The sequence below is a fragment of the Chelativorans xinjiangensis genome (assembly GCF_009812055.1).
Classification (GTDB): Bacteria; Pseudomonadota; Alphaproteobacteria; order Rhizobiales; family Rhizobiaceae; genus Chelativorans; species Chelativorans xinjiangense.
The window spans coordinates 1-26,541 of the sequence record NZ_WQNH01000052.1 but is presented as its reverse complement, the minus strand read 5'-3'; the positions used below and the strand labels follow the sequence as shown (position 1 = coordinate 26,541).

The 26,541-nt window shown below is 65.5% G+C and carries 25 protein-coding genes; 6 read left to right on the top strand and 19 right to left on the bottom strand.

The features are described from left to right. Positions 1–174: 174 nt before the first annotated feature. Positions 175–642, bottom strand: a complete 468-nt coding sequence (locus GM910_RS23105; RefSeq protein ID WP_159592104.1) for an Lrp/AsnC family transcriptional regulator — start codon at positions 640–642, stop codon at positions 175–177. Between the two features lie 126 nt (positions 643–768). On the opposite strand from GM910_RS23105, the gene hppD reads away from it, so the two are divergent. Beyond that, positions 769–1,881: a 4-hydroxyphenylpyruvate dioxygenase gene (hppD, locus tag GM910_RS23100; protein WP_159592101.1), complete on the top strand. Its 1,113-nt coding sequence runs from the start codon at positions 769–771 to the stop codon at positions 1,879–1,881. Between the two features lie 12 nt (positions 1,882–1,893). On the opposite strand, the gene GM910_RS23095 is transcribed toward hppD, so the two are convergent. The 6 genes from GM910_RS23095 to GM910_RS23070 all read right to left on the bottom strand — a co-directional run bounded on the left by GM910_RS23095 (position 1,894) and on the right by GM910_RS23070 (position 8,708). Next, positions 1,894–2,433 carry a DinB family protein gene (locus GM910_RS23095; RefSeq protein WP_159592098.1) on the bottom strand — a complete coding sequence of 180 codons (540 nt, stop codon included), beginning with the start codon at positions 2,431–2,433 and terminating at the stop codon, positions 1,894–1,896. A gap of 10 nt (positions 2,434–2,443) precedes the next feature. After that, positions 2,444–3,457, bottom strand: a complete 1,014-nt coding sequence (locus tag GM910_RS23090; RefSeq protein ID WP_159592095.1) for a fumarylacetoacetate hydrolase family protein — start codon at positions 3,455–3,457, stop codon at positions 2,444–2,446. A gap of 240 nt (positions 3,458–3,697) precedes the next feature. Further along, positions 3,698–5,014 (bottom strand): homogentisate 1,2-dioxygenase, encoded by a 1,317-nt coding sequence (gene hmgA, locus GM910_RS23085; protein WP_159592092.1) that lies wholly within the window; start codon positions 5,012–5,014, stop codon positions 3,698–3,700. A 187-nt stretch (positions 5,015–5,201) separates the two neighbouring features. Next, the gene (gene tdh, locus GM910_RS23080) at positions 5,202–6,236 is read right to left on the bottom strand and encodes an L-threonine 3-dehydrogenase (protein ID WP_159592089.1); all 1,035 of its coding nucleotides are present in this window, start codon (positions 6,234–6,236) and stop codon (positions 5,202–5,204) included. A gap of 45 nt (positions 6,237–6,281) precedes the next feature. Then, positions 6,282–7,469 (bottom strand): glycine C-acetyltransferase, encoded by a 1,188-nt coding sequence (locus GM910_RS23075; protein WP_159592086.1) that lies wholly within the window; start codon positions 7,467–7,469, stop codon positions 6,282–6,284. Positions 7,470–7,505: 36 nt separating this feature from the next. Further along, positions 7,506–8,708, bottom strand: coding sequence for an acyl-CoA dehydrogenase (locus GM910_RS23070; RefSeq protein ID WP_246226288.1), 1,203 nt, complete (start codon positions 8,706–8,708; stop codon positions 7,506–7,508). A gap of 174 nt (positions 8,709–8,882) precedes the next feature. Between GM910_RS23070 and queF the strand changes: the two genes are divergently transcribed. Continuing rightward, positions 8,883–9,344, top strand: a complete 462-nt coding sequence (queF, locus tag GM910_RS23065; protein WP_159592083.1) for a preQ(1) synthase — start codon at positions 8,883–8,885, stop codon at positions 9,342–9,344. Between the two features lie 106 nt (positions 9,345–9,450). Further along, on the top strand, positions 9,451–11,289 hold the full coding sequence (gene mutL / locus GM910_RS23060) for a DNA mismatch repair endonuclease MutL (RefSeq protein WP_159592080.1): 1,839 nt from the start codon (positions 9,451–9,453) through the stop codon (positions 11,287–11,289). 4 nt (positions 11,290–11,293) lie between these two features. On the opposite strand, the gene GM910_RS23055 is transcribed toward mutL, so the two are convergent. After that, positions 11,294–11,794, bottom strand: coding sequence for a phosphatase domain-containing putative toxin (locus GM910_RS23055; protein ID WP_159592077.1), 501 nt, complete (start codon positions 11,792–11,794; stop codon positions 11,294–11,296). Positions 11,795–11,899: 105 nt separating this feature from the next. Between GM910_RS23055 and GM910_RS23050 the strand changes: the two genes are divergently transcribed. Beyond that, on the top strand, positions 11,900–12,130 hold the full coding sequence (locus GM910_RS23050; RefSeq protein ID WP_159592074.1) for a DUF2093 domain-containing protein: 231 nt from the start codon (positions 11,900–11,902) through the stop codon (positions 12,128–12,130). 32 nt (positions 12,131–12,162) lie between these two features. On the opposite strand, the gene lpxK is transcribed toward GM910_RS23050, so the two are convergent. From lpxK to GM910_RS23020, 6 genes are all read right to left on the bottom strand, one after another. Next, positions 12,163–13,197, bottom strand: a complete 1,035-nt coding sequence (gene lpxK / locus GM910_RS23045; RefSeq protein WP_159592071.1) for a tetraacyldisaccharide 4'-kinase — start codon at positions 13,195–13,197, stop codon at positions 12,163–12,165. Positions 13,198–13,199: 2 nt separating this feature from the next. Next, on the bottom strand, positions 13,200–14,522 hold the full coding sequence (gene waaA / locus GM910_RS23040) for a lipid IV(A) 3-deoxy-D-manno-octulosonic acid transferase (RefSeq protein WP_159592068.1): 1,323 nt from the start codon (positions 14,520–14,522) through the stop codon (positions 13,200–13,202). Next, positions 14,522–15,304 (bottom strand): lysophospholipid acyltransferase family protein, encoded by a 783-nt coding sequence (locus tag GM910_RS23035; RefSeq protein WP_159592065.1) that lies wholly within the window; start codon positions 15,302–15,304, stop codon positions 14,522–14,524. The genes waaA and GM910_RS23035 overlap by 1 nt, the downstream gene beginning before the upstream one ends. Before the next feature lie 4 nt (positions 15,305–15,308). After that, positions 15,309–15,560, bottom strand: a complete 252-nt coding sequence (locus GM910_RS23030) for a DUF4170 domain-containing protein (RefSeq protein WP_159592062.1) — start codon at positions 15,558–15,560, stop codon at positions 15,309–15,311. Between the two features lie 210 nt (positions 15,561–15,770). Then, positions 15,771–16,565 (bottom strand): 3'(2'),5'-bisphosphate nucleotidase CysQ, encoded by a 795-nt coding sequence (locus GM910_RS23025; protein WP_425482720.1) that lies wholly within the window; start codon positions 16,563–16,565, stop codon positions 15,771–15,773. Then, positions 16,552–17,892: a TldD/PmbA family protein gene (locus GM910_RS23020; protein WP_159592059.1), complete on the bottom strand. Its 1,341-nt coding sequence runs from the start codon at positions 17,890–17,892 to the stop codon at positions 16,552–16,554. Before GM910_RS23020 ends, GM910_RS23025 begins: the two co-directional genes overlap by 14 nt. A gap of 160 nt (positions 17,893–18,052) precedes the next feature. Between GM910_RS23020 and GM910_RS23015 the strand changes: the two genes are divergently transcribed. Then, complete coding sequence (locus tag GM910_RS23015; protein ID WP_159592056.1) at positions 18,053–19,849, top strand: monovalent cation:proton antiporter-2 (CPA2) family protein; 1,797 nt, start codon at positions 18,053–18,055, stop codon at positions 19,847–19,849. A gap of 76 nt (positions 19,850–19,925) precedes the next feature. Here GM910_RS23015 and GM910_RS23010 read toward each other — a convergent pair whose 3' ends face one another. The 5 genes from GM910_RS23010 to GM910_RS22990 form a co-directional block, all read right to left on the bottom strand. Beyond that, the gene (locus GM910_RS23010; protein ID WP_159592053.1) at positions 19,926–20,816 is read right to left on the bottom strand and encodes a patatin-like phospholipase family protein; all 891 of its coding nucleotides are present in this window, start codon (positions 20,814–20,816) and stop codon (positions 19,926–19,928) included. A 66-nt stretch (positions 20,817–20,882) separates the two neighbouring features. Further along, positions 20,883–22,220 carry a M16 family metallopeptidase gene (locus GM910_RS23005; protein ID WP_159592050.1) on the bottom strand — a complete coding sequence of 446 codons (1,338 nt, stop codon included), beginning with the start codon at positions 22,218–22,220 and terminating at the stop codon, positions 20,883–20,885. After that, positions 22,217–23,611: a M16 family metallopeptidase gene (locus GM910_RS23000; RefSeq protein WP_159592047.1), complete on the bottom strand. Its 1,395-nt coding sequence runs from the start codon at positions 23,609–23,611 to the stop codon at positions 22,217–22,219. Before GM910_RS23000 ends, GM910_RS23005 begins: the two co-directional genes overlap by 4 nt. A gap of 70 nt (positions 23,612–23,681) precedes the next feature. Then, positions 23,682–24,236, bottom strand: coding sequence for a 16S rRNA (guanine(966)-N(2))-methyltransferase RsmD (gene rsmD, locus GM910_RS22995; RefSeq protein ID WP_159592044.1), 555 nt, complete (start codon positions 24,234–24,236; stop codon positions 23,682–23,684). 7 nt (positions 24,237–24,243) lie between these two features. Further along, positions 24,244–25,569, bottom strand: a complete 1,326-nt coding sequence (locus GM910_RS22990) for a pseudouridine synthase (protein ID WP_159592041.1) — start codon at positions 25,567–25,569, stop codon at positions 24,244–24,246. Positions 25,570–25,668: 99 nt separating this feature from the next. Between GM910_RS22990 and GM910_RS22985 the strand changes: the two genes are divergently transcribed. Next, on the top strand, positions 25,669–26,115 hold the full coding sequence (locus tag GM910_RS22985; protein WP_159592107.1) for a nucleoside deaminase: 447 nt from the start codon (positions 25,669–25,671) through the stop codon (positions 26,113–26,115). The last annotated feature ends 426 nt before the right edge of the window (positions 26,116–26,541 follow it).

Genomic DNA, 26,541 nt, shown 5'->3' with positions numbered 1-26,541 from the left:
TTCCTCGCGAATCGGAAAGCCTCTCAAGAATCCATCCAAACCTTCTTGGCAATAAAGAAAATACTGATATGCGATTCCCCTGCCCTTGAGGGGAGGGATTGAGGGTGGGGGTCAGGCGAAGCCGAACAAAAACTCATCCAATGCGATAGCCCTACCGCCTGCGGGAGGGAAGCGCTACAGCGGTAGCGCCCCCGTCTCCTTCAGCGTCTGCAGGACGATAGCCGTCTTCACGTGCTGCACGGATTCGTGCGGCAAAAGCACGGCGCTGACGAATTCCGAAAGGCTCTTCAAGTCCGGTGTCACCACCTTGAGGATGTAGTCCATCTCGCCCGTCAGTGCGTAAGCTTCCTGCACCTCCGGCAGCCGCGCCACGAGCTCGGCGAAGCGGCGGGCGTTGTCCGGGTTGTGGGTGGCGAGCGTGACGGTGATGACGTTGACGAGGGGGAAGCCCAGGCGCTCGCGGTCGAGCAGCGCGCGGTAGCCCTTGATCAGGCCTTCCTCCTCCAGGCGCTGGCGGCGGCGCGAGCATTGCGAGGAGGATAGGTTCACGCGCTCCGACAGATCGTTGTTGGTGAGCCGTCCGTCGGCCTGTAGCAGAGACAGTATCTTGCGGTCGTAGTCGTCAACCTGCGCATTATTCATGCATTTCTTCCTCCTTCCGCATGCTTCATGCACGGATGGTGCATTTTGCAGCCGCTAATGCAAGCCGCTTGCGGGGCTTCCGGCATAGAATGGCGCTAGCAGAAATCCGAGCGACAGGAGGACAGAATGGGCCCGTTTCCGCACGACGCGCCGCCACCCGAGATCAGTGCCGAGAATCCGGCCGGCACGGACGGCTTCGAATTCGTCGAGTTCGCTCACCCGGAGCCGGAGAAGCTTTCCGACCTTTTCGTCAAGATGGGCTATACGGAGGTTGCCCGGCATAAGGCGAAGAGAGTTTTCGTCTGGCGCCAGGGCGACATCAACTATCTGGTGAACGCGGAGTCCGGCAGCCATGCCATGCGCTTCGTCGACAAGCATGGCCCTTGCGCCCCCTCGATGGCCTGGCGGGTGGTGGACGCGAAACATGCCTTCGAGCACGCGGTGTCGAAGGGCGCCACGCCTTATGAAGGCGACGACAAGACGCTCGACATGCCGGCCATCGTCGGCATCGGCGGTTCGCTGCTCTACTTCATCGAGACCTATGGCGAGAAGGGCTCGGCCTACGATGCCGAGTTCGAGTGGCTGGGCGAGCGCAACCCGAGGCCGGAGGGCGTGGGCTTCTACTATCTCGACCATCTCACCCACAACGTCTATCGCGGCAACATGGACAAGTGGTGGGACTTTTACCGCGACCTCTTCGGCTTCAAGCAGATCCACTATTTCGACATCGATGGGCGGATCACCGGGCTCGTGAGCCGCGCCATCACCTCGCCCTGCGGCAAGATCCGCATTCCGCTGAACGAATCGAAGGACGACACCAGCCAGATCGCCGAGTATCTGAAGAGGTACAACGGTGAAGGCATCCAGCACATCGCCGTCGGCACGGAGGCGATCTACGACGCCACCGACAGGCTGGCCGAGAACGGGCTGAAATTCATGCCCGGCCCGCCGGACACCTATTACGAGATGTCATACGAGCGGGTGCACGGCCATGAGGAGCCGATCGAACGGATGAAGAGGCACGGCATCCTGATCGACGGCGAAGGCGTTGTGGACGGCGGGATGACGAAGATCCTGCTGCAGATATTCTCCAAGACCGTCATCGGGCCGATCTTCTTCGAGTTCATCCAGAGGAAGGGCGACGAAGGTTTTGGGGAAGGGAACTTCCGCGCGCTGTTCGAATCGATCGAGGCAGACCAGATCAAGCGCGGCGTCTTGAAGATGGATGCGGCGGAGTAAGGCGCCGCTCGATCAGTCCAGCCCCAGCCTCTCCACCTCCTCGCGGCGCAGGGGCAAGTCGAAGTCGAGGAAGAACTCGTCGAGCTGCGGCGGCTTGACCGAGGTGCCGGCGAGCATTGCGTGAACCTGGCCGCGATGGTGGGCTTGGTGCGCGAAGAGATGGGCAAGCAGCGCGTCGATGCGCTCGGGGAATTTTCCTGCCCTGCCGCGGTCGGTGACGACACGGCGGGGCATGTCGTTCTCGCTTAAACCTGCACAAAACGCGATCAGCCGTTCGTCCTCGGCGCGTTGGGCGGCTTCAAGCGCGGTGGGCTCCGTGAACGGCACGAAGTCGTGGAAGGCGGCGGGGCCGATGCCGCCCTCCTCCAGCGCATCGAGATAATAGCGGTCGATGGCGAGGATGTGGTTCAGCGTCTCGGCGATCGAGGGAAAGAAGCTGACGCGCTCGGCCTCGAACTCGCCGGGTGCGAGAGCAAGAACATTGCGATAGAGCCGGTCGTTGGACCAGCGGTTGTTGGCGGCCATGCGGCGGAAGTGATCGACGAGCGACATCGGTAGGTCCTCACCTCTCGTATTTCTCGACCGTCTGCTCGATGGCGCCGAAGATGGAGTGGCCCTCGCCATCCTTCATCTCGATGCGCACCGTGTCTCCGACATGCATGAACGGCGTCTTCGGCTTGCCGCCCTCCAAGGCCTCGATCATACGCATTTCGGCGATGCAGGAATAGCCGGAGCCGCCTTCGGCAATCGGTTTGCCCGGGGCGCCGTCCAGCCTGTTCGAAACCGTGCCGGAGCCGACGACGGTGCCGGCGGTGAGCGGCCGGGTTTTGGCGGCGTGGGCGATGAGGGTCGGGAAGTCGAAGGTCATGTCGATGCCGGTATCGGCGCGGCCGAAGGGTTTTCCGTTGTAATCGACGCAAAGCGGCAGGTGCAGCTTGCCGCCGTCCCAGGCCGCGCCCAGTTCGTCCGGCGTGACGGCGACGGGGGAGAAGGCGGACGACGGCTTGGACTGGAAGAAGCCGAAACCCTTGGCGAGCTCGGCGGGGATAAGGCCGCGCAGCGAGACGTCGTTGACCAGCATGAGAAGCCGGATCGCCTCGCCCGCCTCCTCGAGGCTCGCGCACATCGGCACATCGTCGACGACGATGGCGACCTCGCCTTCGAAGTCGAGGCCCCACGCCTCATCGGCGAGCGGAATGGGATCGCGCGGGCCGAGGAAGGCGTCGGAGCCGCCCTGATAGATCAGCGGATCCGTCCAGAAGCTCTGCGGCATCTCGGCGCCGCGGGCCCTGCGCACCAGTTCGACATGGTTCACATAAGCGGAGCCGTCGGCCCATTGATAGGCGCGCGGCAGGGGCGCCATGGTTTCATGCTCGTGGAAGCGCTCGGCGGGAACGGCGCCGTGCTCCAGGCTCTCGGCAAGGGCCTCCAGGTGCGGCGATAGACGCTTCCAGTCGTCGAGGGCCGTCTGCAGGGTGGGCGCCACGGGGGAGGCGTCGGTAAAGCGGGTGAGGTCGCGCGAGACGACGACGAGCCGGCCGTCGCGTGTGCCGTTCTTGAGGGTTGCAAGTTTCAAAGGCCGATCCTCCCGAGATTTCGCCGGTTAAGGTTAGCGCCCTGTCGCGCGCCCCTCTGTCCTGCCGGACATCTCCCCCACGAGGGGGAGATTGGCCGTTATCGATGACTTCGCCAATCGACAATGTTGCAGAACAAGTGCCGTAGCAAGCGGCCAGCCAATCTTCCCCCTCGTGGGGAAGACGCCCGGCAGGACAGAGGGGGCGCGAAGGCGCGCCGGCCATCGCCAAATATGCGCCCCCTAATCGCTCCAATCCCCCTCCGGCGTGCCGTTGAAGCGCTTTTTCAGCCCCTTCCAGCAATCGATGTAGTCGTCCTGCAGCGTCTCGGTCTCCGCCGCGAAGCGGGTGAGGTGCTGGGGAAAACGGGTCTCGAACATGAAGGCCATGGTGTCGCCGAGCTTCACCGGCTTCAACTCCGCCTTCGTGGCCTTCTCGTAACCTTCGGCGTCCGGCCCGTGCGGCAGCATCATGTTGTGCAGACTCATGCCGCCCGGCACGAAGCCCTCTTCCTTGGCGTCGTAGCGCCCCCTGATGAGGCCCATGAACTCGCTCATCACGTTGCGGTGGTACCAAGGCGGGCGGAAGGTGTGCTCGGCCACCTGCCAGCGCGGCGGGAAGATGATGAAGTCGACATTGGCCGTGCCCTCCTCGCCGCTGGGAGAGGTCATCACGGTGAAGATCGACGGGTCGGGGTGGTCGAACAGGATGGCGCCGACGGGCGAATAGGTGGAAAGGTCGTATTTGTAGGGCGCATAGTTGCCGTGCCAGGCCACCACATCGAGGGGCGAGTGATCGATCTCCGTGCGGTAGAAGCGGCCGCACCATTTCACCGTCAGGCGGCAGTCGGCCTCCTTGTCCTCGTACCAGGCGACCGGCGTCTTGAAGTCGCGCGGGTTGGCAAGGCAGTTGGCGCCGATGGGGCCGCGGCCGGGTAGCGTGAACTTGGCGCCGTAGTTCTCGCAGATATAGCCGCGCACCGGGCCGTCCATCAGCTCGACCTTGAAGATCATGCCGCGCGGCACGACGGCGATCTCGCCGGGCGCGGCCTCCATGACGCCCATCTCCGTCATCACGCGGATCCGGCCTTCCTGCGGCACGAGAAGAAGCTCGCCATCGGCATCGAAGAAATAGTCGTCCACCATGGATGTGTTGGCGATATAGACGTGCGCGGCCATGCCCACCTGGGTGGTGACGTCGCCGGCAGTCGTCATGGTGCGGACACCGGCGATGAAGTCGGTCTCCTCGTTCGGCATCGGCATCGGATCCCAGCGCAACTGGCCGATGGGCAGCTCGTGGTCGTGGAGGTTGGGCGCGGTCTTCCAGCGCTCGCAAGCAGTCGGCCGGAAGCGGGCCGCGTGGCGGACGCTGGGGCGGATGCGGTAGAGCCAGGAACGCTCGTTGGCGCCGCGCGGGGCGGTGAAGGGGGAGCCTGAAAGCTGCTCCGCGTAGAGACCGTAGGCCGGTCGCTGCGGCGAGTTCTGCCCCTGCGGCAGGGCGCCGGGCAGGCTCTCGGTCTCGAAGTCGTTGCCGAAGCCGGGCATGTAGCGGAAGGTCATGACATCCTCCATCGAGCTCGCGGATTTGCCTGGATAGTTGCAAGCGTAACAATCGAAAATGTAACTATCAATTGGAGCACCGGGGCATGAAAGAAGACGCCCTGGCGCTATGGAAGTTCCCTCCCCTATCGGTTGGACCGGTTGATTGCCCGACGCGGCCGGAATGGCGAACGCTGGCTCTCCCGCCTCACCAATCCATCACCACCTTCCCCGCCTCGCCGCTGCGCATGGCGTCGAAACCCTCGCGGAAGTCGTCCGCGGCGATGCGGTGCGTGATGAGGCCGGAGACGTCGAGCGGGCCCTGCACCAGGGCGATCATCTTGTACCAGGTCTCGAACATCTCGCGGCCGTAGATGCCCTTCAAGTGCAGCATCTTGAAGATGACCTTGTTCCAGTCGATCTCGAAACCGGTGGGCGCGATGCCGAGGATGGCGATCTTGCCGCCGTTGTTCATGGCGTCGATCATGTCGCGGAAGGCGGGGGCCGCGCCCGACATTTCGAGCCCCACGTCGAAGCCCTCGGTCATGCCGAGACGCTGCATCACATGGGCGAGCGTCTCCTCTTTCGCGTTCACCGTATGCTGGACGCCGAGTTTTCTGGCGAGTGCCAGGCGGCCCGGATTGATGTCGGTGATGACCACCTTGCGGGCGCCGACGCACTGGGCCACGAGCGCACCCATGATGCCGATGGGGCCGGCGCCGGTGACCAGCACATCCTCGCCCACTAGGTCGAAGGAGAGCGCTGTGTGGACGGCGTTGCCCAGGGGATCGAAGATGGCGGCGATTTCGTCGGGCACGTCGTCGGGGATTGTCACGACGTTGTGCTGCGGCAGGGAGAGATATTCGGCGAAGGCGCCCGGGCGCTGCACGCCGACGCCGAGCGTATTGCGGCACAGGTGCCCGCGGCCGGCGCGGCAGTTGCGGCAGTGGCCGCAGACGATGTGACCCTCGCCGGAGACGCGCTGGCCGACGCGGTATTCGCTGACGGCCGCGCCCACGTCGACCACCTCGCCGACGAACTCGTGGCCGGTCACCAGCGGCACAGGGACGGTCTTTTGCGCCCACTCGTCCCAATTCCAGATGTGCACGTCGGTGCCGCAGATGGCGGTTTTTCTGACCTTGATGAGCACGTCGTTGGGGCCGATCTCCGGCAGCGGCACGCGCTCCATCCACAAGCCCTCCTCGGGCTTGGCCTTCACCAGGGCTTTCATCATGTTGGACATGGGCTTGCCTTCCGCCTGTTGGATGCCGCGATCCTTCGCGCCTGCCTATGCAATGAGACCCAATTCCCGCCCCGCGATCCCAAATGCCTCCACCGCCCGGTCGATATCCTCCGGCGAATGCGCCGCCGACATTTGTGTCCTTATCCGCGCCTCGCCCTTGGGCACGACGGGGAAGGAGAAGCCGATGACGTAGATGCCGTGGCCGAGAAGACGGTCGGCCATCTTCGAGGCCAGCGTGGCATCGCCAACCATCACGGGGATGATCGGATGGCCGCTGCCGGCGAGGGTGAAGCCGAGCTTCGTCATCTTCTCGCGGAAGCGTTCCGCGTTGTCGTAGAGCCTACGGCGCAGGGCACCGCCGTTCTCCACCAGATCGAAGACCTTGAGCGAGGTGGCGGCGATGACCGGAGCGAGCGTGTTGGAGAAGAGATAGGGACGCGAGCGTTGGCGCAGCCACTCCACGACCTCCCTTTTGCCGCTCGTGTAGCCGCCGGAGGCGCCGCCCAGCGCCTTGCCGAGCGTGCCGGTGAGGATATCCACCCGGCCCTCGACGCCGCAGGCTTCCGGCGTGCCGCGGCCATGGCTGCCTACGAAGCCGACGGCATGGCTGTCGTCAACCATCACCATGGCCTCGTATTTTTCCGCGAGGTCGCAGATGGCGGGGAGATTGGCGATGATGCCGTCCATGGAAAAGACGCCGTCCGTGGCAATCAGCCGGAAACGGGCATCGGAAGCCTCCTTCAGCCGCGCTTCCAACTCGGCCATATCATTGTTGGCGTAGCGGTAGCGCCGCGCCTTGCAAAGCCGCACGCCGTCGATGATGGAAGCGTGGTTGAGGGCATCGGAGATGATCGCGTCCTCGGGGCCGAGCAAGGTCTCGAAGAGGCCGGTGTTTGCGTCGAAGCAGGAAGAATAGAGGATCGTATCCTCCATCCCCAGGAAGGCGGAGATCTTCGCCTCGAGCTGCTTGTGCTCTTCCTGCGTGCCGCAGATGAAGCGCACGGAGGCCATGCCGTAGCCGTAGCGGTCGAGGGCGGCCTTGGCGGTCTCGCGCAGTTCGACGTTGTCGGCGAGGCCGAGATAGTTGTTGGCGCAAAAGTTGAGGACCTTGCGCCCCCCGCTCTCGATCTCAGCGGACTGCATGGAGGTGATGACGCGCTCGCACTTGTAGAGGCCGGCGTCTTTCAGGCCTGCGAGTTCAGCGGAGAGGTGCTTCAGGAAGGAAACGGTCATTCTTCACCTCGTCATATAAGCGGCGCGAGGCCCCTCTCAGAAAAACGCCTGCAGCCCGGTCTGCGCCCTTCCGAGGATCAGCGCGTGCACGTCGTGCGTGCCCTCGTAGGTGTTCACCGTCTCCAGGTTCTGCGCGTGCCGCATCACGGCATATTCGATCTGGATGCCGTTGCCGCCGTGCATGTCGCGGGCCGTCCGCGCTATCTCCAGCGCCTTGCCGCAATTGTTGCGCTTGACGAGGGAGATCATCTCCGGCGCCATCCTGCCTTCGTCGAAGAGGCGGCCGACGCGCAAGGACGCCTGAAGCCCGAGGGCAATCTCCGTCTGCATGTCGGCGAGCTTCTTCTGGAAGAGCTGGGTCTGCGCGAGCGGCTTGCCGAACTGGGTGCGCTCCAGCCCGTAGCGGCGAGCGCGGTGCCAGCAGTCCTCGGCCGCTCCCATGGCGCCCCACGAGATGCCGTAGCGGGCGCGGTTCAGGCAGCGGAAGGGGCCCTTGAGGCCGGAGACGCCCGGAAGCAGCGCGTCTTCGGGGACCTCGACGCCGTCCATGACGATTTCGCCGGTGATGGAGGCGCGCAAGGAGAGCTTGCCGCCGATCTTCGGCGCCGAGAGCCCCTTCATGCCCTTCTCCAGAACGAAACCGCGGATCTGGTTGTCGTGGGCGGCGGATTTGGCCCAGACGACGAAGACGTCGGCTATGGGGGAATTGGAGATCCACATCTTGGAGCCCACGAGCCGGTAGCCGCCGTCGATCTTCTCCGCCCGCGTCTTCATGCCGCCGGGGTCGGAACCGGCGTCCGGCTCGGTGAGGCCGAAGCAGCCGATGAATTCGCCCGAGGCGAGCTTCGGCAGGTATTTTTGCCGCTGCTCCTCGGAGCCGTAGGCATGGATCGGGTACATGACGAGGGAGGACTGCACGCTCATCATGGAGCGGTAGCCAGAATCCACGCGCTCCACCTCGCGGGCGACGAGGCCGTAGGAGACGTAGCCGGCGCCGGCGCCGCCATATTCGTCGGGGATGGTGATGCCCAGAAGGCCGGCTTCGCCCATCTCGCGGAATATCTCCGGGTCCGTATCCTCGTTCATGTAGGCGTGCTCGATACGGGGGGCGAGCTTGTCGGCGGCGAACGCGGCCGCTGCATCGCGGATCATCCGCTCCTCGTCGGAGAGCTGGTCATCCAGGAGGAAGGGATCATCCCATGTGAAGGGGGAGGTGGCGGAGCTTTCTTGCATGGTCATCGTTTTCCTGACGTCTGTCGTTGCCGGACTTTTGGCCTTTCCCGCCGCCGCGGTCAAATGGTCCATCGGACGCGGCCACAAAAGCCCCGTTGCCGTATATAGTTGCCGACACGTTTCCCCGGATGGGCCAGGGCCTTATAAGCCGCCATCCAACTGCCGAAAGAGGACCACCCCGTGACCGATACACATAGGCTAACGCAACTGGGCGGAAAGGCGGAAACGCCTGCCTCGCCCGAGGCGGCCGTTCTGGAGACCGTGCCCTTCGAGAAGGGCGACGGGCCGCCGGCGATCGTGCGCTTCACCTGCCCGGAATTCACCTCGCTCTGCCCGGTGACGGGCCAGCCGGACTTCGCGCACATCGTCATCGACTACGCACCGGACAGGCTTCTGGTCGAATCGAAGTCACTGAAACTGTTCCTGACGTCGTTCCGCAACCACGGCGCCTTCCACGAGGAATGCACGGTGATGATCGGGCGGCGCTTCGTGGACGCGGCGAAGCCCCTGTGGCTGCGGATCGGCGGCTACTGGTATCCGCGCGGCGGCATTCCCATCGACGTGTTCTGGCAAACCGGCACGCCGCCCGAAGGCGCCTGGCTGCCGGAGACGGGGGTGGCGCCCTATCGGGGACGGGGGTAACGGGGTCCGGCGATACGGGAGGACCGGCGCCCCTTCCGTAATTCCATTCAGTGCATCTCCACTGCCCACCTTCCACGCCCTCCCCGAATCCCGCTATAAGACCTGCATGCCCATACGCCCCCTCTCCGAGACCGTCATCAACCAGATTGCCGCCGGCGAGGTGATCGAGCGGCCGGCGAGCGTGGTGAAGGAGCTGGTTGAAAACGCGTTGGACGCGGGGGCGAAGCGCGTCGAGGTGGCGACGGCCGGCGGGGGCCTTAGCCTTATCCGCGTCATCGACGACGGCGGCGGCATTCCCGCCGACGAACTGCCGCTGGCGGTCTCGCGCCACTGCACCTCGAAGCTTTCCGACGATATCCACGACATCCGCTCGCTCGGCTTCCGCGGCGAGGCGCTGCCTTCCATCGGCTCGGTGGCCCGCCTCAGCCTGCGCTCGCGCACGGCCGACGCAGACGCCGGGGCGGAGGTGACGGTGGATGGCGGGCGCGTGGGGCCTGTGAAGCCGGTGGCCGCCAATCCCGGCACGACGGTGGAGGTGGGAGATCTCTTTTTCGCCACGCCGGCGCGGCTCAAATTCATGAAGAGCGAGCGGGCGGAGACGGCGGCGATCACGGATGTGATCAAGCGCGTGGCGCTTGCCTTCCCCACCGTGCGCTTCACGCTTTCGGGCAGCGACCGGACGACGCTGGAGTTGGCCGCCGTGCCCGCCGACGGCGACGGGCTCTTGCGGCGCATCGGGCAGGTGCTAGGCAAGGCGTTTTCGGAGAACGCGCTGGCGATCGATGCGGAGCGCGAGCGCGTCGGCCTGACCGGCTATGCCTCGATCCCTTCCTTTACCCGTGGCAACGCGCTTCATCAGTTCGCTTACGTCAACGGGCGGCCGGTGCGCGACAAGCTGATCGCCGGCGCCATACGCGGCGCCTATATGGACGTTCTGCCGCGCGACCGACATGCGGTGACCGCGCTTTTCCTCTCGCTCGATCCGGCGCTGGTCGACGTCAACGTGCATCCGGCGAAGGCAGACGTGCGCTTCCGCGATCCGGGGCTGGTGCGCGGGTTGATCGTCGGTGCCATCCGGCAGGCGCTGGAGGGAGCCGGCATGCGCGCCTCGACCAGCGGGGCGGCAGCCATGCTCGAGGCGTTTCGCACGCCGCAGGCATCCGGGAACGGGGCGCGGTATTCCGGCAGCCATTATACAGGCGGCTGGAGCGCCGCGACCTCGCCTAGCCGGCCGCTCGAACGCGCAACGGCGGCACGATCGCCGCAAGGTTTCGGCGAAGCCGAGCAAGCCGTCTTCGATGTGGGCGCGGGCGTCAGCGCCGATGCGCGGGCGGCGACGGACGAGGCGCCGGCACAATTTGCCCGGCATCCCCTCGGGGCGGCGCGCGCGCAGGTGCACGAGAACTACATCGTTGCGCAGACGGAGGATTCGCTGGTCATCGTCGACCAGCACGCCGCACATGAGCGGCTGGTCTACGAGGCGCTGAAAGAAGCGATCCACGCGCGCCCCCTGCCCTCGCAGATGCTCCTGATGCCGGAAATCGTCGACCTGACCGAGGATGATGCGGAGCGGCTTTCCGCGCACGCCGGCTTCCTCGCCCGGCTGGGCCTCGGGCTGGAGCGCTTCGGGCCGGGAGCGGTGGCCGTGCGCGAGACGCCGTCTATGCTGGGCGAGATCAATGCAGCCGCACTGGTGCGCGACCTGGCCGACGAGATCGCCGAGAACGACACCGCCGAGGCGCTGAAGGAACGCATCGACCGCATCGCCGCCACCATGGCCTGCCACGGCTCGGTGCGCTCCGGGCGGCGGCTCAAGCCGGAGGAGATGAATGCGCTTCTGAGGCAGATGGAGGCCACCCCCGGGTCCGGCACCTGCAATCATGGACGGCCGACCTATATCGAATTGAAGCTTGCCGATATCGAGCGGCTGTTCGGGCGGCGGTGAGACGTCAGCCTTCGATCGCTCCCCGCGCGGCCCAGGCGAACTGGGCAGGCGCTTCCACCGCGCCGGGCCGCGCTGCGCGCAGGCGGGCGAGCGCCTCCTCCATGGGCTCGCCGCGCTCGACAAGGAGGCGGAGCGCGATCATCCCGGAGCGGCCACGCCCGCCATGGCAGTGGAGGAGCACGCCGCCACCCTCGTCGAGAACGCCGTGCAGGCGGGCGGAAAGTGCCGGCCAGGCTTCCTCGGCAGCGCCCGCAGGACCGCCATAGTCGCTGATGGGGAGGTGGAACCAGTCTATGGAGGCATCCGCAAGGACCGATCCCAGATCGCCGGCGCCGCACCTCTCCATTTCCTCCTCCTCGGTCATGGAGACCACGATCTCCGGGTTCCATCGGGCGATCGCCGCGACATCCGCCAACAGATCGCCGACGCGGCCGGGCAGCGGAGACACGCCGATCCGGCCGCCGCCCTCGACCGGCACGGTGGCGATTATATAGGCCGTGCTCATCGCTCCTCCTCAAGACGTCGCTGCGAAGTGGTGCGAAGCTATCACACCGCTTGACCTCGGCGCCAATTTGTGGCGCAAGACCCTCATGGAAAAGCTTGTCGCGTCATGAACCGTTTCGAAGGCCCCGGCGGCAGGGAAGCGCGTATTCGCTATCTGGACGGCGACTTCCAGGTGCTCACGCCCGGCGCCTTCGTGCGCTGCGCGGTGACCGGCGAGGCGATCCCGCTCGAAGAGCTGAAATACTGGAGCGTGGCGCGCCAGGAAGCCTATCTCAACGCCGAGACCTCGCTGGTGCGGGAACTGGAAATGAACCCGGAGCTGAAGCGGCGGGGGTGAGAGGCGTGCGCGCTTCTGCCTGGACCGGATCGCTAACCCGTCACCATACGCTCGCGCCAGGCGCTCACCGTGTCGCGGATGATCCTGGCAGGCATCTCGGCAGCCTCGAACACGACTTCGACCGGCAGCGGGCGTACCGAGGCGGCGAAATCCTGGACCGGCTTCGTGCCGTGGTTGAGCCGCACCAGATCCTTCTCCGTGGTGACGAGCTGCAGGCCGTCGGCCATCGCCTGGGCGGCCAATTCTGCAACCTCCTCCTCTCCGAAAGGGTAATGATCGGGAAAGGAGCGGGTAGCGGCGAGCTCGGCGCCGGCCCTTTGCAGCGTGTCGTAGAATTTGTCCGGGTTGCCGATGCCGGCAAAGGCGAGAACGCGTGCGCCCACGAGCCCGTGCCCGCCGCGCGGCTTCAGGCTGGCGGCGAAGACCGGCTTGCCGGCGCGGGCCGCGGCACGCACGACGCCTTCGGCCGCCCCGCCCTCGCCCATGACGGCAATGCCGTCGGCGTGGCGCATCTGGCCGATCACGGGCGCGCGCAACGGCCCGCCGGGGATGACGTGGCCGTTGCCGATGCCGCGCCCGGCGTCGACGACGATGAGCGCGTAATCCATGTGGATGCGCGCGCTCTGGAAGCCGTCGTCCATGACGATGAAATCGCACCCCTCCTCGATGAGATGGCGGGCGCCGGCCGCGCGATCGGGCGTGACCACGGTTGGCGCGTGGCGGGCCAGAAGCAGCGGCTCGTCGCCCACCAGGCGGGCGGCATCGGCCTTCGCGTCCACGAAATGCGGCTGCGACAGGCTGCCGCCGTGACCGCGCGACAGGAAGCCGGGTTTCAACCCCTGGCGCTTGGCCTGCTTGGCGAGCGCGATGGCGACCGGCGTCTTACCCTGGCCGCCGACGGTGAGGTTGCCCACGCACAAGACGGCGGCCGGCACTTTCTCGCGCGGGGCATTGGCCATACGGGCGCCGGCGACGGCGCCGTAGAGCGCTGAGAGCGGCCACAAGGCCCAGGCGCGCCAGTCGGGCGGTTCCCACCAGAAGGGCGGTGCTTCGCCGGGCGCGGCCATCTTCAGGCCGCCCTGCCGTTGCCGCTTTGCAAGCGGCTCTTGACGATGAGAGGGTGGATGAAGGGCTCAAGCGCGATCAGCGTACGCGACAGGGCTCCCGACATCTCCTCGACCGCCGTTTGGCCGGCGGCGATCATGGAACGGCGCATGTCGTCGTTGTTGATGAGGAAGTTCACGGCGCCAGCCAGCATCTGCTTGTCGCGCACCAGCCGGGCGCCGCCACAGTCGATCAGCCGGCGGTAGGCGTCGCGGAAATTCTGCACGTTCAGGCCGGAAAGCACCGCCGTACCCAGCATGGCGGGCTCGAGCGGGTTCTGCCCGCCCTCCCCCGTGAGCGAGCGTCCGACAAAGGCGATCTCCGTCAGCTGCAGGTAAAGCCCCATCTCGCCGATCGTGTCGCCGAGGAATATATCCGTTCGCGGGCCTATCGGCTCGCCGCCGCTGCGGCAGACGACGTTGAGGCCGTCGGCGGCAAACGAGGCCTTGAGCGCGGCCGCGCGGTCGGGATGGCGCGGCACGATGACGGTCAGAATATCCGGGTGGCGTCTGCGCAGCATCCGGTGAACTTCTGCGGCAATCTTCTCCTCGCCCTCGTGGGTGGAGACGGCGGCCCAGACCTTGCGGGTGCCGATGGCGGCCTTCAGCCGGGCCAGCGCCTTGCTATCGGCGGGCGGCAACGCGGTGTCCACCTTCAGGTTGCCGGAGACGGTGACGGGCCTGGCGCCCAGCTTGCGGAAGCGCTCCCCATCGACCTCCGATTGGGCGATGACATGGGCAATGTTCTCCAACAGCGCCTCCGACAGGAAGGGACGCTTGCGCCACCTTTCGAAGGAGCGGTCGGACATGCGCCCGTTCACCAGCACCTGAGGCACGCGGCGGGCGCCGAGCTCGAGAATGGTGATCGGCCAGATTTCCGATTCTGCCATGATGGCAAGATCGGGCGACCAGTGATTGAGAAAGCGGCTGACGGCGGGCTTCAGGTCGAGCGGCACATATTGATGGATGACCCGGTCGCCCAACCGCTCGGCCGCCACGCTGGCCGATGTCACGGTGCCCGTCGTCAGCACGATATTGATGCCGCTCGCCAGGAAATGCTCGATGAGACCGACAACGGCCACCGTTTCGCCGACGCTGGCCGCATGCACCCAGACCAGCGGGCCGGGAGGCCGCTTCTGGCTCGGCCGGCCGTAGCGCTCATGCCGGCGGGTCCGGTCCTCCTTACCCTTGCTGACGCGCCAGGCGATATAGCCGCCGACGAGCGGATAGGCCGCGGCACCGGCCCAGCGGTAGGTTGTGAGGATGGCGCGCGCCCAGCGTTCGCTCATTACTTGCCATCAACGAGAGAATAGGCGTCGCGGGTGGCGTGGTTGAGCGCTTCCGTCACCTGGCGGCGCTTCTTCTCCATCTCGCCGTCACCCGCGTCCGCAGAGACAAAGATCGGCTTGCCGAAGACGATGGCGCGTCGACCGAAGGGAAGATTGATCGTCGTCTTGTCCCACGTGCCCTCCAGTACCTTGCGGCGGCTGGTGGCAATCGCCACCGGCACGATCGGCCTTCCAGAAAGGCGGGCGAGCGTGATGATCCCCATCCCCGCCTGGCGCGGCGTGCCGTGTGGGATATCCGCGATCATGGCCACATTGCAGCCGGCGTCAATCGTGCGCTTGAGTTGGATCAGGGCAGCCGCTCCCCCTTTCCTGGCATGGTGCGCGCCGCCGCGCCCGCCAGAGCCGCGCACAACGTCCAAGCCCAGCTTTTCTGCCACAAGCGCATTGAGCTCCGCGTCGGCGCTGCGCGAGAACAGCGCCACCAGGCGATGCTGGCGCACGCTGATGGCGGGAGCCAGCAGGTGCTGGCCATGCCACAGGGCGGCGATGGCCGGCGAATACGCGTCGATAGCCTTCTCCACGTCGTGCGAGCCCTCGACACGCCGGTTCGTGCGCGCGACGAAACGGACCGCCATGGCCATGAACGATGCGATGGCGTGCTTGAGGAAGCGCGAGCGGGTCAGCGGCTTGCGGATGCGCCGCCAAAGCGTCTTCGCCGGTCGCACATTGCCGCGCCGCCCCGGTTTAACCTCAAGCGAAGGCGCCATTGCCTCGTCGTCCATCGCCTCAACCACGGTCCGCTTTGGCAGCGTCCGGATCGAGGAGGCGATGCAGGTGGACGATGAAATAGCGCATATGGGCATTATCCACAGTTTCCTGGGCCTTCGCCCGCCACGCCGCCTCAGCCGATTTGTAGTCCCCGTAGATGCCGACGATATCCAGTTCGTCGAGATCGCGGAACTGGGCACCCGACAAGGACTCCAACTCACCGCCGAAGACAAGATGAAGAAGCTGCTTTTTTCCGTCTTTCTCCGCCATGGCACTCATCGTATCCGTTCTGGAAAATTTTGTGGCGGCGCCTGGCAAAACGCCGAACCCGTGAAAACCCTGCAGCCGCAAATCGATCCAGGTCTTTTTGAATCCATTCGCACCGGCAGGCAACCCCGCATAGCGCAGGCCAGGCCGCCGGTCACGCCCGAATGTCGGCTAGTGATGCGATCCTTGCAGGTGGGTACCATCCATTGGGGGTCATACCAGGAGTGCACCGGCCATCACGTCGAGAAGCAGGCCGCTGCCGGCGGCGAGCGCCCCAAGGCGCGGGTTTGGCCCGGCATAGCGCGGCCGCCGGCGGGCGCCGTCGACGATGCTGCCGCCGGCCTCGCCGAGGATCACGTCGGCGGCCGCCAAATCCCAGTCGTGGGAGGACGGCTTGATGAAGGTGGCGTCGAGCCTGCCTTCGGCCACCATGGCGACGCGGTAGGCGAGCGAGGGCACGTAAGGATGCGGCGCGACGCGGGCATGGACGTCCGGCGGCAGGTCTTTCATCATCGCCTTCGGGCCTGCCAATACGAGTTCCGGCTGCGCCTGCCTGACGGTAATGGGCTGGCCGTTGCGCCACGCGCCGGCGCCACGTGTGGCGGTGAAGCGCTCGCCGCGCGCCGGGCAGTCGAGAACGCCGGCGATCGCTCGGCCGTCCTCGACCACGGCTATGCTCACGCACCAGATGTCGCGGCCACCGAGGAAGGCACGCGTTCCGTCGATGGGATCGACGACGAAGGTTCGCCTGGCGCCGAGGCGCTCCTCGTCATCCACGGTCTCTTCCGAGAGCCAGCCATAGGCTGGCCGCGCCTCGGTCAGGGTGCGGCGCAGGAAACGATCGACTTCCAGATCGGCCTCGCTCACCGGCGACTGACCCTCCTTCCACCAGACATCCGGGTCACGGCGGAAGTAACGCATGGCGATGCGGCCCGCCTCGTCGGCGGCCTGCGCGATCAGCGACAGTTCTTCCTGAAGGCTATGGCCGATATCCTCACTCACCGGCAATGGTCATCCCGTCGATGAGCAGGGTGGGGGCCGCGGTGCCGAAGTTGCGGTCGATGTCGCTTGCCGGCACCATGCGCATGAACATGTCCTTGAGATTGGAGGCGATGGTGATCTCGGAGACAGGGTAAGCGATGGCGCCGTTGTCGATCCAGAAGCCGGCCGCACCCCGGCTGTATTCGCCGGTGACGAGATCGACGCCGTGGCCGAACAGTTCCGTGACGTAGAAGCCGCCCTTCACGGACCCGATCAGATCCTCCGGCGGCGTCCCGCCCGGCTCGATGGCGAAATTGGTGGAGGCGGGATTGACCGAAGAGGCGGCGCGCACACCGCGCCCGTTGGTCTCAAGCCCGAGTTCGCGGGCGACGGAGGTGGATAGAAGCCAAGTCTTCAGGACGCCTTCTTCCACCGGCACCAGCGGCTCGCCCGCCACGCCCTCGCCATCGAAGGGGCGCGAGGACTGGCCGCGCTTCACCTGCGGGTTGTCGGTTACGGTGATGCCGGCCGAGGCAACCTGCTTTCCCATCATATCGCGCAGGAAGCTGGTCTTGCGCGCCACCGAGGCACCGTTGATGGCGGCGGCGATGTGGCCGGCCATGCCGCGCGCCACGCGCGGGTCATAGACCACCGGGAAGACGCCGGTCTTGATCTTTCGGGCGTTCAGCCTTTTCACCGCGCGCTCGCCCGCGGTGCGGCCGATCTTCTCGGGCGTGTCGAGGTCGGCGAAATGAAGCCGCGAAGAATAGTCGTAGTCGCGTTCCATGGCCGTGCCCTCGCCGGCAATCACGCTGACTGAGCGTGAGAAGCGCGTTGCCGAATATTGCCCGACGAAGCCGTGCGAGGTTGCAAGCACCAGCCCGCCCGAGCCGGCGCTCGCCCCGGCACCGGAGGAGTTGGTGACGCCGGGAACGGCAAGGGCGGCTTCTTCCGCGGCCAGCGCATCCTCCTTCAGGCGCTCGGCGGAGACTTCCGTATCGTCGATCAGATCGAGGTCGGCGATCTCGCGGGCAAGCCGCTCCGGGTCGGCCAGTCCCTGATAAGGGTCTTCGGGCGAGACCCTCGCCATGGCAACGGCGCGCTCGGCAAGAACCGCGGGATCTGAGGCGGCGGTGGCCGAGACGCTGGCCACACGGCGGCCGACGAAGACGCGCAGCGACATATCATCGCTTTCGGCCGCTTCGGTGCCCTCCACCTTGCCGAGACGCACGGAGACGCCGCTCGAGCGGGAGCGCACAACGACGGCATCGGCCGCGTCGGCGCCGGCGCGCTTGGCAGCATCGACCAGGGCGGCGACGCGATCGAGAAGGGTTTTGTCGGATGCTGTGCTCATAAGGGGCCCGTCGTCGGTTCGTTGGAGAAGCCGTTCCTCCCGTTGCTACGGAAGAAAGTCGGCAAGACACGGCTGTCGCAACCATTTATGGTCGCGGACGCGACAACGCAATGGCCGCGCTTGCCGCGCAAGCCGGGAGAGATACGAGCAAGAGGAAGGGATGGAAGCATCCGTCGACGGCATCTATTACGAACCGCTGCTGCTTTTGGCCGGCGCGGTGATCGCCGCCCCACTGTTCAAACGCATCGGGCTTGGCACAATTCTGGGCTATCTGGCCGCCGGCGTGGCGATTGGCCCGGTGGCACGGCTGATCGTCGATGGCGAGGAGCTCTTACACGTGGCGGAGCTCGGCGTCGTCTTCCTCTTGTTCATCATCGGGCTGGAGCTCAATCCGCCGCGGCTGTGGGCCATGCGGCGCGACATCTTCGGGCTGGGCCTGGCGCAGGTGCTGGTGACAGGGCCGGTGCTGGCGCTGATCGCCGCGGCCGCGCTTGGCCTTTCCCTCGCCGCGGCAGTGATCGTCGGCTTCGGCCTTGCCCTTTCCTCCACCGCCTTTGCTGTGCAGACGATGGAAACGCAGGGCACGCTCAACCAGCGATACGGCCAGACCGCCTTCTCGATCCTCCTGTTCCAGGACATGGCCATCGCGCCGTTGCTGGCGCTCGTGCCGCTGCTTTCACCTGGCGGTGAGGGAGCGGACGCCATCAGCGGCAGCGGGTTCCTGCTGGCGCTGGCAAGCATCGCCGCCCTGGTGATCGCCGGGCGCTATCTGATCAACCCGCTCTTCCGCCTCATCGCCAGCACGGGGGCGCGCGAGGCGATGCTGGCCGCCGCCCTCCTCGTCGTTCTGGGATCGGCGACGCTCATGCAGATCGCCGGGCTCTCCATGGCGCTCGGCGCCTTCATCGCCGGCGTTCTTCTGGCCGATTCCTCCTACCGGCACGAGCTGGAAGCCGATATCGAGCCCTTCCGTGGCATCCTCCTCGGCCTGTTCTTCATGGCTATCGGGCTTTCGCTCGACCTCGGTGTGGTAATCGACAACTGGTATCTCGTGCTTCTTGCCGTGCCGGCGTTGATGCTTGCCAAGGCAGTGCTCGTCTACAGCCTGTGCCGAGTCTTCGGTGACAGTCACAACAACGCCATGCGCATCGCCACCCTTCTGCCGCAGGGCGGCGAGTTCGGCTTCGTGCTGTTCACCGCGGCTTCGGCGGCGCTGATCTTTTCGCCCGCCACCGCGTCGCTTTTGACGGCGGTGGTCACGCTTTCCATGGCAATGACACCAGTCTCCGTTGCGCTCGGTGCGTTGCTGCTCGACCGTGAAGCGCCGGACGAGATGGACGAAAGCTTCGACGGGGCGGGCGCGGACGTGCTGATGATCGGCTTTTCCCGTTTCGGCCAGATCGCTTCGCAGATCCTGCTGGCCGGCGGCAGGGACGTTACCATCATCGATCACTCGGCCACTCGCGTGCGCGCGGTGGAGAAATTCGGCTTCCGCATCTATTTCGGCGACGGCCGGCGCAAGGAGGTGCTGGAGGCAGCCGGCATCCGCCGCGCCAAGGTGGTGGCCGTGTGCACCAACGCACCCGCGGTGACGGACGCCATCGTCGACATGATCCGTTCGGAATTCCCGCATGTGAAGCTCTATGTGCGCTCCTACGACCGGACACACACGCTGTCGCTCAGGGCGCGCGACATCGATTATGAAATCCGCGAGACCTTCGAATCCGCCCTTCTGTTCGGGCAGAAGTCGCTGGAGGCTCTGGGCACGGCCGAAGACACGGCCAGGGCGATCACCGACGACGTGCGCAAGCGCGACGAGGAGCGTCTGGCGATACAGGCCGTCGAGGGTGTCATGGCGGGCCTCGACCGGATGCACGTGCGGCCGGTAACGCCGGAACCGCTGATCAAGCCTTCGCGGGAGGCACAGCGGCTGGATCAGGCGGTGAATAGCGAGTAGTGAATAGTGAATAGTGAATAGTGGCGGTAAAGAATTAAGCGCTATATACAGATTTTCTTCAACTACTCACTACTAACTACTCACTATTCTCTCTCTTCAACACCGCCTCCACCGCGCGCTTCAACTCCTCCTTGATGGAGGCGGTCTCCGCCATGATGGCGCCGACCTTCAGGAAGTCGAGCACGCGGAAGCGCTCGACGGCCGGACGCAAGAGGATGTCCGGGCGTTTCTTCTGCATCTTCATGGCGATGATCGACTGCATCATGAGTTGGGTGGCGCCGAACATCATCTCCATGGTGCTCGGCGTCTTTGCAGAGCGGACCGTCGGCGCGCCGACCACATCGACGGCGATCACCACGTCGGCGAGATCCTCCAGCAAATCGAAAGGAACCGGATTGTAGATGCCGCCGTCGATCAGTGTCATGCCGTCGCGCTGGACCGGGCGGAAGACGGCGGGAAGGGCAGCCGAAGCGGCGAGCGCAGAGAGCAGGTCGCCGCTGTCGAAGACGGCGAGGCGGTGGCCGTAATAGTCGGTCGCCGTCACATAGAGCGGTATCTCGAGCCTCTCGAAGGTCGAGGGAATCTGCGGCGGGAGAAACGCCTTCAAGATGCGCTCGGCATTGAACTGGCCGAGCCGCAGGCCGCCCTCGACCATCTCCGAAAGGCTCGCCGGACGGGCGCGCCAGACGCGGGCGACCACTTCGGCGCGGGTGGCAAGCACCGCGGCGACATAGGCGTGGATATCCTTGCCCGTCATGCCGGCGGCCATGCCGGCGCCGATGATGGCGCCGATGGAGGAGCCGGAGATCGCCGTCGGCCTGATGCCCAGTTCATCGAGTGCCTCGATGGCGTGGATATGGGCAAGCCCACGCGCCCCGCCGCCGCCGAAGGCGATGGCGAAAGTGGTGCCGCCGGTCCGACGCTTCTTGCGCGCCAGGCCAGCGGCCGCATCGGTGCGATTAGCCATTGGACACGACCTGCCGGTGTTGCCTCATGGCTGCGGGTACCACGTTTATGGGCGGGTCTCCAGTATTCAGCCTTTGTCCGGCCCGACGACCAGGACCGTCGGCTCAACGGCGAGCAGGCGCCTGGAGATTTCCTTCACCTCTTCGAGTGTGACGGCGCCGAAGAGCTCCTTCATGCGGTCAGGGTAGTCCATCCCCAGATCGTCCTGCTGCAGTCCGACAAGCGTGGCCGCGATCGAGCTGGTGGTGGCCAGGTTGTCGACGGCAAAGGAGCCGATGGTGTACTTCTTCGCCCGTTCGAGTTCCTCCCGCGTGGGCCCGTCCTCTGCGAAACGGCTGATGATCTGCCGCGCCATCTGCAATGACTCTTTCGCGCGCTCCGCCCTTGTCGTGGCGGCGGCCGACAGATTGCCCCAACCGCGATTCGGCTCGAGACTGGCGTAGGCACCGTAGGTCAGGCCGGATTTCTCGCGCAGTTCCTGGGAGAGCCGTCCGGCCATGCCTCCGCCGAGAATATACGCAGCGAGCGAGGCCGGATAATAGTCTTCGCTTTTCCTCGGAACACCGGGAAAGACCATGACGATCGAAGACTGGGGTTGAGCGGCGCGCTCGAACACCTTGCCACCGTACTTCACAGCCGGCGGTTGGATTTCCGCGACTTCGTCCGCGGAAGGCAGTTTGCCGAAGACCGTGTCCAGAACCTCGCCCAGCGTATGCGGGTCGATGGCCCCTGCGACACCGATGGTGAGATCAGAGCGGGCAAGGGTCTTTCTGTGCAGGTCGACAAGATCCCCGCGCTCGATAGAGTCCACCGTTTCGACAGTGACCGGCCGGCCGAGCGGATGGTTGCCATAGAGAGCGGCGCTCAAGGCCTCTCCGCCACGCTGGTCCGGATCCTTGCTTGTCTGCTCGATGCCCGAGACGGCTACCGCTCGCACCCTCTCCAGGGGTTTTTCGTCGAAACGGGGCGACGACAATGCCAGGGAGAGAAGCTCCAGTGGCTTTTCCGTGTCATCGGCGAGCATGTCGATGCTGCCAGAGAATTCTCCCGTTCCGACTCCGAAGGACAGTTGAGCGCCCGTCTCGTAGAACTGCTGCTGGAATGCGTCGGCATCCAGATCTCCCGCCCCCTCGGTGAGCATGGAGGCCATCAGGTATGACAAGCCTTCCTTGCCCTTGGGGTCCTGAAGGCGACCGCCGGAGAAGGCGAAGGTGATAGAAACCATCGGGTCCGCCTGATCCTCGACCAGCCAGGCCTTGATGCCTTTCGGCGAGGTTACCTCCACGATGTCGAGATCGGCGCGAGCAGGCAGGGCGGCGAAAAAGAACGCCGCACCCGCCATGGCAAAGCAGGTGACGGCCTGCCGGAAAACAAATGAATGGGTCATCGCAACCAGCTTTCTCATTTCTTGTCCCCTTCCTCGGGCAGGAGGTAGCCGGCAACGCTTCGCCGGGGGTCGAAATACTTCTTCGCCGCATCGCGGATCTCGTCTGCCGTGACCGCTTCGATGCGCTCGCGTGCCCTGGCAACATCGTCGACGGTGCCACCGATCGCCAGCGTCTGGCCGTATTCGAAGGCGCGGGATATCTGGCTCTGATTGGCGAAGATCAGTCTGCTCGCCAGCACTTTCTTGGCCGTACGCAGTTCATCCTCGGAGACGCCATCGGCGGCGATCTTCTCCATCTCGACCGTGACCGCACGCTCGACCTCGTCAAGCTTGTCCGCCGTCAGCGGAGTAGCGTCGACCTTGAGAAGGGAATAATCGCGCATGCTGGTATCGAGATGGGCGGACACGCCTGAGGCGATACGCTTGTTGACGACCAGTTCGCGATAGAGCCTGCTCCGCTTGTCGCCGCCGAGGACAGTGCTTAGCACCCCCAAGGCATCCAGCGCCTTGCGGTCCTTGGAGAAATATGCCGGCAGGAGCCAGACGCGCGAGAAGCTGGGCAGGCTAACGCGCGGATCGCTGATCTTGACGCTGCGCAGCGTCGCCGGCTCCGGCTCCATGGTGCGGACGCGTGGCGGCAGTTCGGGGCCGCGTGGGATTTTGCCGTAGGTTTCCCCGGCCAGCCGCCGCACGCCCTGCGCATCGACGTCGCCCACCACGACAAGGATCGCATTGTTGGGCGTGTAATACCGATTGTAGAAGTCGACGAGTTGTTGACGTGTTATCGCATCGATCTCGTGCCGCCAGCCGATGATGTCCCTTCCATAGGGGTGGTTCTGGAACAGCGTCGCATGGACCGATTCGGACAGCAGGCCCTCGGGCCGGTTCTCGACACTGCCCAGGCGCTCCTCCAGAACGACCTGCCGTTCCGTTTTGAGGGCCTCGTCGCTCAGGATCAGGTTGCGCATGCGGTCGGCCTCGAAGGCCATCATCTCGCCCAGCGCGCCCGTCGGGACCTGTTGGAAATAAACGGTGTAGTCGTAGGAGGTGAACGCGTTGTGGTTTCCTCCCGATGCGGTGACAGCCTCGTCCAGCTCGCCGGCCTCATGGTTGCTGGTGGCCTTGAACATGAGGTGCTCGAAGAGATGGGCAATGCCTGACTGGCCGGGCGGCTCGTCGGCCGATCCCACCTTGTACCAGACCATCTGCACGACCACCGGAACGCGCCTCTGCGGGATGACGACCACCTGCATGCCGTTGTCCAGCACAAAGGTCTCCGCCTCGGTGGTTCCCGTTGCGGCGGCTTCGGCCGATGCCGCCGGGGCGAACATCAGCCATATGACAACGAATGGCACGGCCGCCGCGACGCGTAACGCCGCCATGCAGGCGGCAATCTTATAATATCTCATAAATCAAACCCTTAACCGCTCCCGATAATCGCCGGGCAATCACACCGATGGCGTGAGAAAAAGGCGAAACTCAGATCAGGCCGCAAAGGGCGAGCGACGTGGAGGTGTAGGTACGCCGCTCATGGACGAGGATGCCCGCCGGCGGCTGGAACGGTGTGGCCGCCGCTTCCTCGACCACGATCAAGGCATCGGCGGCAAGCCAGCCGCCTTCGAGCGCCGAGGCGACTGCTTTCTCTCCGAGGCCCTTGCCATAGGGCGGGTCGGCGAAGACGAGGCGGAAAGGCTGCATGGTGCCGACGGGGCCGAGATGCGCGGCGTCGCGGCGGAAGATGCGCGTTGAACCGGCAAGACCGAGACTTTCCACGTTCTCGCGCACCAGGGCACGGGCTGCTGCATCCTGCTCGACGAAAAGGCAGTAGGCGGCGCCGCGCGACAGCGCCTCGATACCGAGCGCTCCGCTGCCGGAGAAGAGATCGAGCACCCGTGCGCCGTCGAGGCTGCTGGGATAGGCGTGCTCCAGGATGTTGAAGAGCGCCTCGCGGGCGCGGTCGGTGGTTGGGCGGATCATGTTGGAACGCGGCGAGGCAAGCCGTCTTCCGCGCAGTCTTCCCCCGACGACACGCACCGCCGCTCTACCGCCTCTTGCCGCGTGTCGGCGGGCGCTTGTCGGAAGGCCGCTTGCGATCCGCGCCGCGGCCGGGCTTCTTCGCCTCCTCCTTGCGCTCGGCGGCCTCTTCGGCCCTCTTCGGACCCATTGGCCGCGCGCCTGGCGCCATCCACACGTTGGAGGCTCGTGAACGCCGCTCGATCGGGCGAGCTTCCCTGTCAGGGCCTGCCTTGCCGGGACCTGCCTTGCGATCATCCTTGCCGGACCGCTTCTGGGGATCGCTTTTGTGGGCACGCGACGGCGGCTTCGTCTGCAGCCGCCCGCGCATCTCCTCGCGCTTGTCTTCGCGGCTCTTCTTGCGGTTCACCGGCGCCCGGCGTCCCTCCTCCTTGTCGCGCGGGCGGTCGGCCTTGTCGCGCGGGCGCTCGGCCTTGTCGCGCGGGCGATCAGTGGGCCGACGTGGCGTCTCGGCAGCAGCCGGCTTTTCCGCAAGCGCCGGCTTGTTGGCGAAGGGCCGGACGATCGGCGCATCGAAATTGGCGCCGGCTTCCTCGATCAGCCGCTCGCCAAGCTGGTCGCGTAGCGTGCGGCCCTTGATCTCCTGCACCGCGCCCTCCGGCAGGGCGCCAAGCTGGAAGGGGCCATAGGAGACGCGGATCAGGCGCGTGACGTCGAGCCCCAGCGCGCCGAGGACGTTCTTTACCTCGCGGTTCTTGCCCTCGCGCAGGCCGAGTGTCAGCCAGGCATTGGAGCCCTGCTTGCGGTCAAGTGTGGCCTCGATGGCGCCGTAGAAGACGCCGTCGACGGCGGTGCCGTTCTCCAGCTCCGCCAGCGCCAGCGGATCGACGTGGCCGTGCACGCGCACGCGGTAGCGGCGCAGCCAGCCTGTGGAGGGCAGTTCGAGAACGCGGGCAAGGCCACCGTCGTTCGTCAGAAGCAAAAGCCCCTCGGTGTTGATGTCGAGGCGTCCGACGGTGATCAGCCGCGGCAAGCCCTTCGGCAGGATGTCGAAAACCGTCTTGCGCCCCTCCGGGTCGCGGCTGGTGGTGACGAGGCCGGCGGGTTTGTGCAGCAGGAAAAGCCGCGTGCGCTCGACCTCGGGGATGGGCGCGCCGTCGACCTCGATACGGTCGGAAGGCCGCACGTTGAAGGCCGGCGTGTCGAGCAGCCGGCCGTTGACCTTCACCCTTCCCGCCGCGATCATCGCCTCGGCGTCGCGGCGCGAGGCGATGCCCGCGCGCGCCAGGCGCTTGGCGATGCGCTCGCCGGCGCCCGCAGGCTCCCGGACCTGTTCCTTCCGGGCTCCGCCTGCCGGTTTGGCGCCGGTTTTGGATGTCTTCATGTTCTTCATGGTGGCCTTCGTCCTTCAGGATCGCTAGGTATCAATTCGCCCACGCGCTTGCGAGCGAAAAGATTGAACCGGCAGCGGACGAACAACTATCCGGCTTTCATGGACGTCGCGCTTGAAGAGGCGCGGGCGGCCGCGGCGCGCGGCGAGGTGCCCGTGGGCGCGGTGGTGGCGCGCGGCGGCAAGGTGCTCGCACGGGCGGGGAACCGCACGCGGGAGCGCGCCGATCCCACCGCGCATGCTGAAATGCTGGCCATCCGCGAGGCCTGCCGGGCGGAAGGCTCCGAGCGCCTCGTCGGGGCGGACCTCTATGTGACGCTGGAGCCGTGCGCCATGTGCGCCGGCGCCATCTCGTTCGCCCGCATCCGCCGGCTCTACTTCGCCGCAGGCGACGAGAAAGGCGGCGGCGTGGTGCATGGCGGCCGCTTCTTTACGCAGCCCACCTGCCATCACGCGCCGGAGGTCTACGAGGGGATGGGTGAGCGGGAGGCGGCAGCGCTGCTCAAGGAATTCTTCGGGCGCATGCGCGGACAAGCGGAAGACGACTAGTGGTGCGATCCAGACGGATGGTATCCATCTGTCAGGACAAATCGCCCCACCAGATCAATAGCTTGTAAGCTGACTTTTCCAAACGGACGGGTACCATCTGCTTGGCTCAGACCACCAGCGCCGCGCCTTTCCGGGCCCCGGCGATGAGTGCCCGGGCCGCCCTTGAGAGGGGCGATCCGCAAATGAATTATTATTGAATATTACATGGTATATAAAAATATATTCTAATTTTTATTTACTAATCTCGAAGGTATACCGTAAATAATTTTAATACTATCTCATTGAGAGAATGTTTTATGTATATTACAGATATAAATATCTCCCTGATACTCGACCATCTTAGAGCCTGACCTGAAAAGAATGGAGTGATATCAGTAGGTTGTGATTCCGTCGGATTTGCAAAGATTCGATGGAGGACACGATGCC

Bases quoted from the DNA above. Each gene is read 5' to 3' on its own strand.
- GM910_RS23070 (WP_246226288.1), bottom strand. From the start codon at position 8,708: ATGACCATGCAAGAAAGCTCCGCCACCTCCCCCTTCACATGGGATGAT.
- waaA (WP_159592068.1), bottom strand. From the start codon at position 14,522: ATGAGCGAACGCTGGGCGCGCGCCATCCTCACAACCTACCGCTGGGCC.
- GM910_RS23055 (WP_159592077.1), bottom strand. From the start codon at position 11,794: ATGAGCACGGCCTATATAATCGCCACCGTGCCGGTCGAGGGCGGCGGC.
- GM910_RS22990 (WP_159592041.1), bottom strand. From the start codon at position 25,569: ATGAAGAACATGAAGACATCCAAAACCGGCGCCAAACCGGCAGGCGGA.
- GM910_RS23050 (WP_159592074.1), top strand. From the start codon at position 11,900: ATGAACCGTTTCGAAGGCCCCGGCGGCAGGGAAGCGCGTATTCGCTAT.
- GM910_RS23015 (WP_159592056.1), top strand. From the start codon at position 18,053: ATGGAAGCATCCGTCGACGGCATCTATTACGAACCGCTGCTGCTTTTG.
- GM910_RS23005 (WP_159592050.1), bottom strand. From the start codon at position 22,220: ATGAGAAAGCTGGTTGCGATGACCCATTCATTTGTTTTCCGGCAGGCC.
- GM910_RS22985 (WP_159592107.1), top strand. From the start codon at position 25,669: ATGGACGTCGCGCTTGAAGAGGCGCGGGCGGCCGCGGCGCGCGGCGAG.
- GM910_RS23105 (WP_159592104.1), bottom strand. From the start codon at position 642: ATGAATAATGCGCAGGTTGACGACTACGACCGCAAGATACTGTCTCTG.
- GM910_RS23035 (WP_159592065.1), bottom strand. From the start codon at position 15,304: ATGGACGACGAGGCAATGGCGCCTTCGCTTGAGGTTAAACCGGGGCGG.
- GM910_RS23095 (WP_159592098.1), bottom strand. From the start codon at position 2,433: ATGTCGCTCGTCGATCACTTCCGCCGCATGGCCGCCAACAACCGCTGG.
- GM910_RS23075 (WP_159592086.1), bottom strand. From the start codon at position 7,469: ATGACCGTTTCCTTCCTGAAGCACCTCTCCGCTGAACTCGCAGGCCTG.
- hppD (WP_159592101.1), top strand. From the start codon at position 769: ATGGGCCCGTTTCCGCACGACGCGCCGCCACCCGAGATCAGTGCCGAG.
- hmgA (WP_159592092.1), bottom strand. From the start codon at position 5,014: ATGACCTTCCGCTACATGCCCGGCTTCGGCAACGACTTCGAGACCGAG.
- GM910_RS23030 (WP_159592062.1), bottom strand. From the start codon at position 15,560: ATGGCGGAGAAAGACGGAAAAAAGCAGCTTCTTCATCTTGTCTTCGGC.
- mutL (WP_159592080.1), top strand. From the start codon at position 9,451: ATGCCCATACGCCCCCTCTCCGAGACCGTCATCAACCAGATTGCCGCC.
- GM910_RS23000 (WP_159592047.1), bottom strand. From the start codon at position 23,611: ATGAGATATTATAAGATTGCCGCCTGCATGGCGGCGTTACGCGTCGCG.
- lpxK (WP_159592071.1), bottom strand. From the start codon at position 13,197: ATGGCCGCGCCCGGCGAAGCACCGCCCTTCTGGTGGGAACCGCCCGAC.
- tdh (WP_159592089.1), bottom strand. From the start codon at position 6,236: ATGTCCAACATGATGAAAGCCCTGGTGAAGGCCAAGCCCGAGGAGGGC.
- GM910_RS23020 (WP_159592059.1), bottom strand. From the start codon at position 17,892: ATGAGCACAGCATCCGACAAAACCCTTCTCGATCGCGTCGCCGCCCTG.
- GM910_RS23010 (WP_159592053.1), bottom strand. From the start codon at position 20,816: ATGGCTAATCGCACCGATGCGGCCGCTGGCCTGGCGCGCAAGAAGCGT.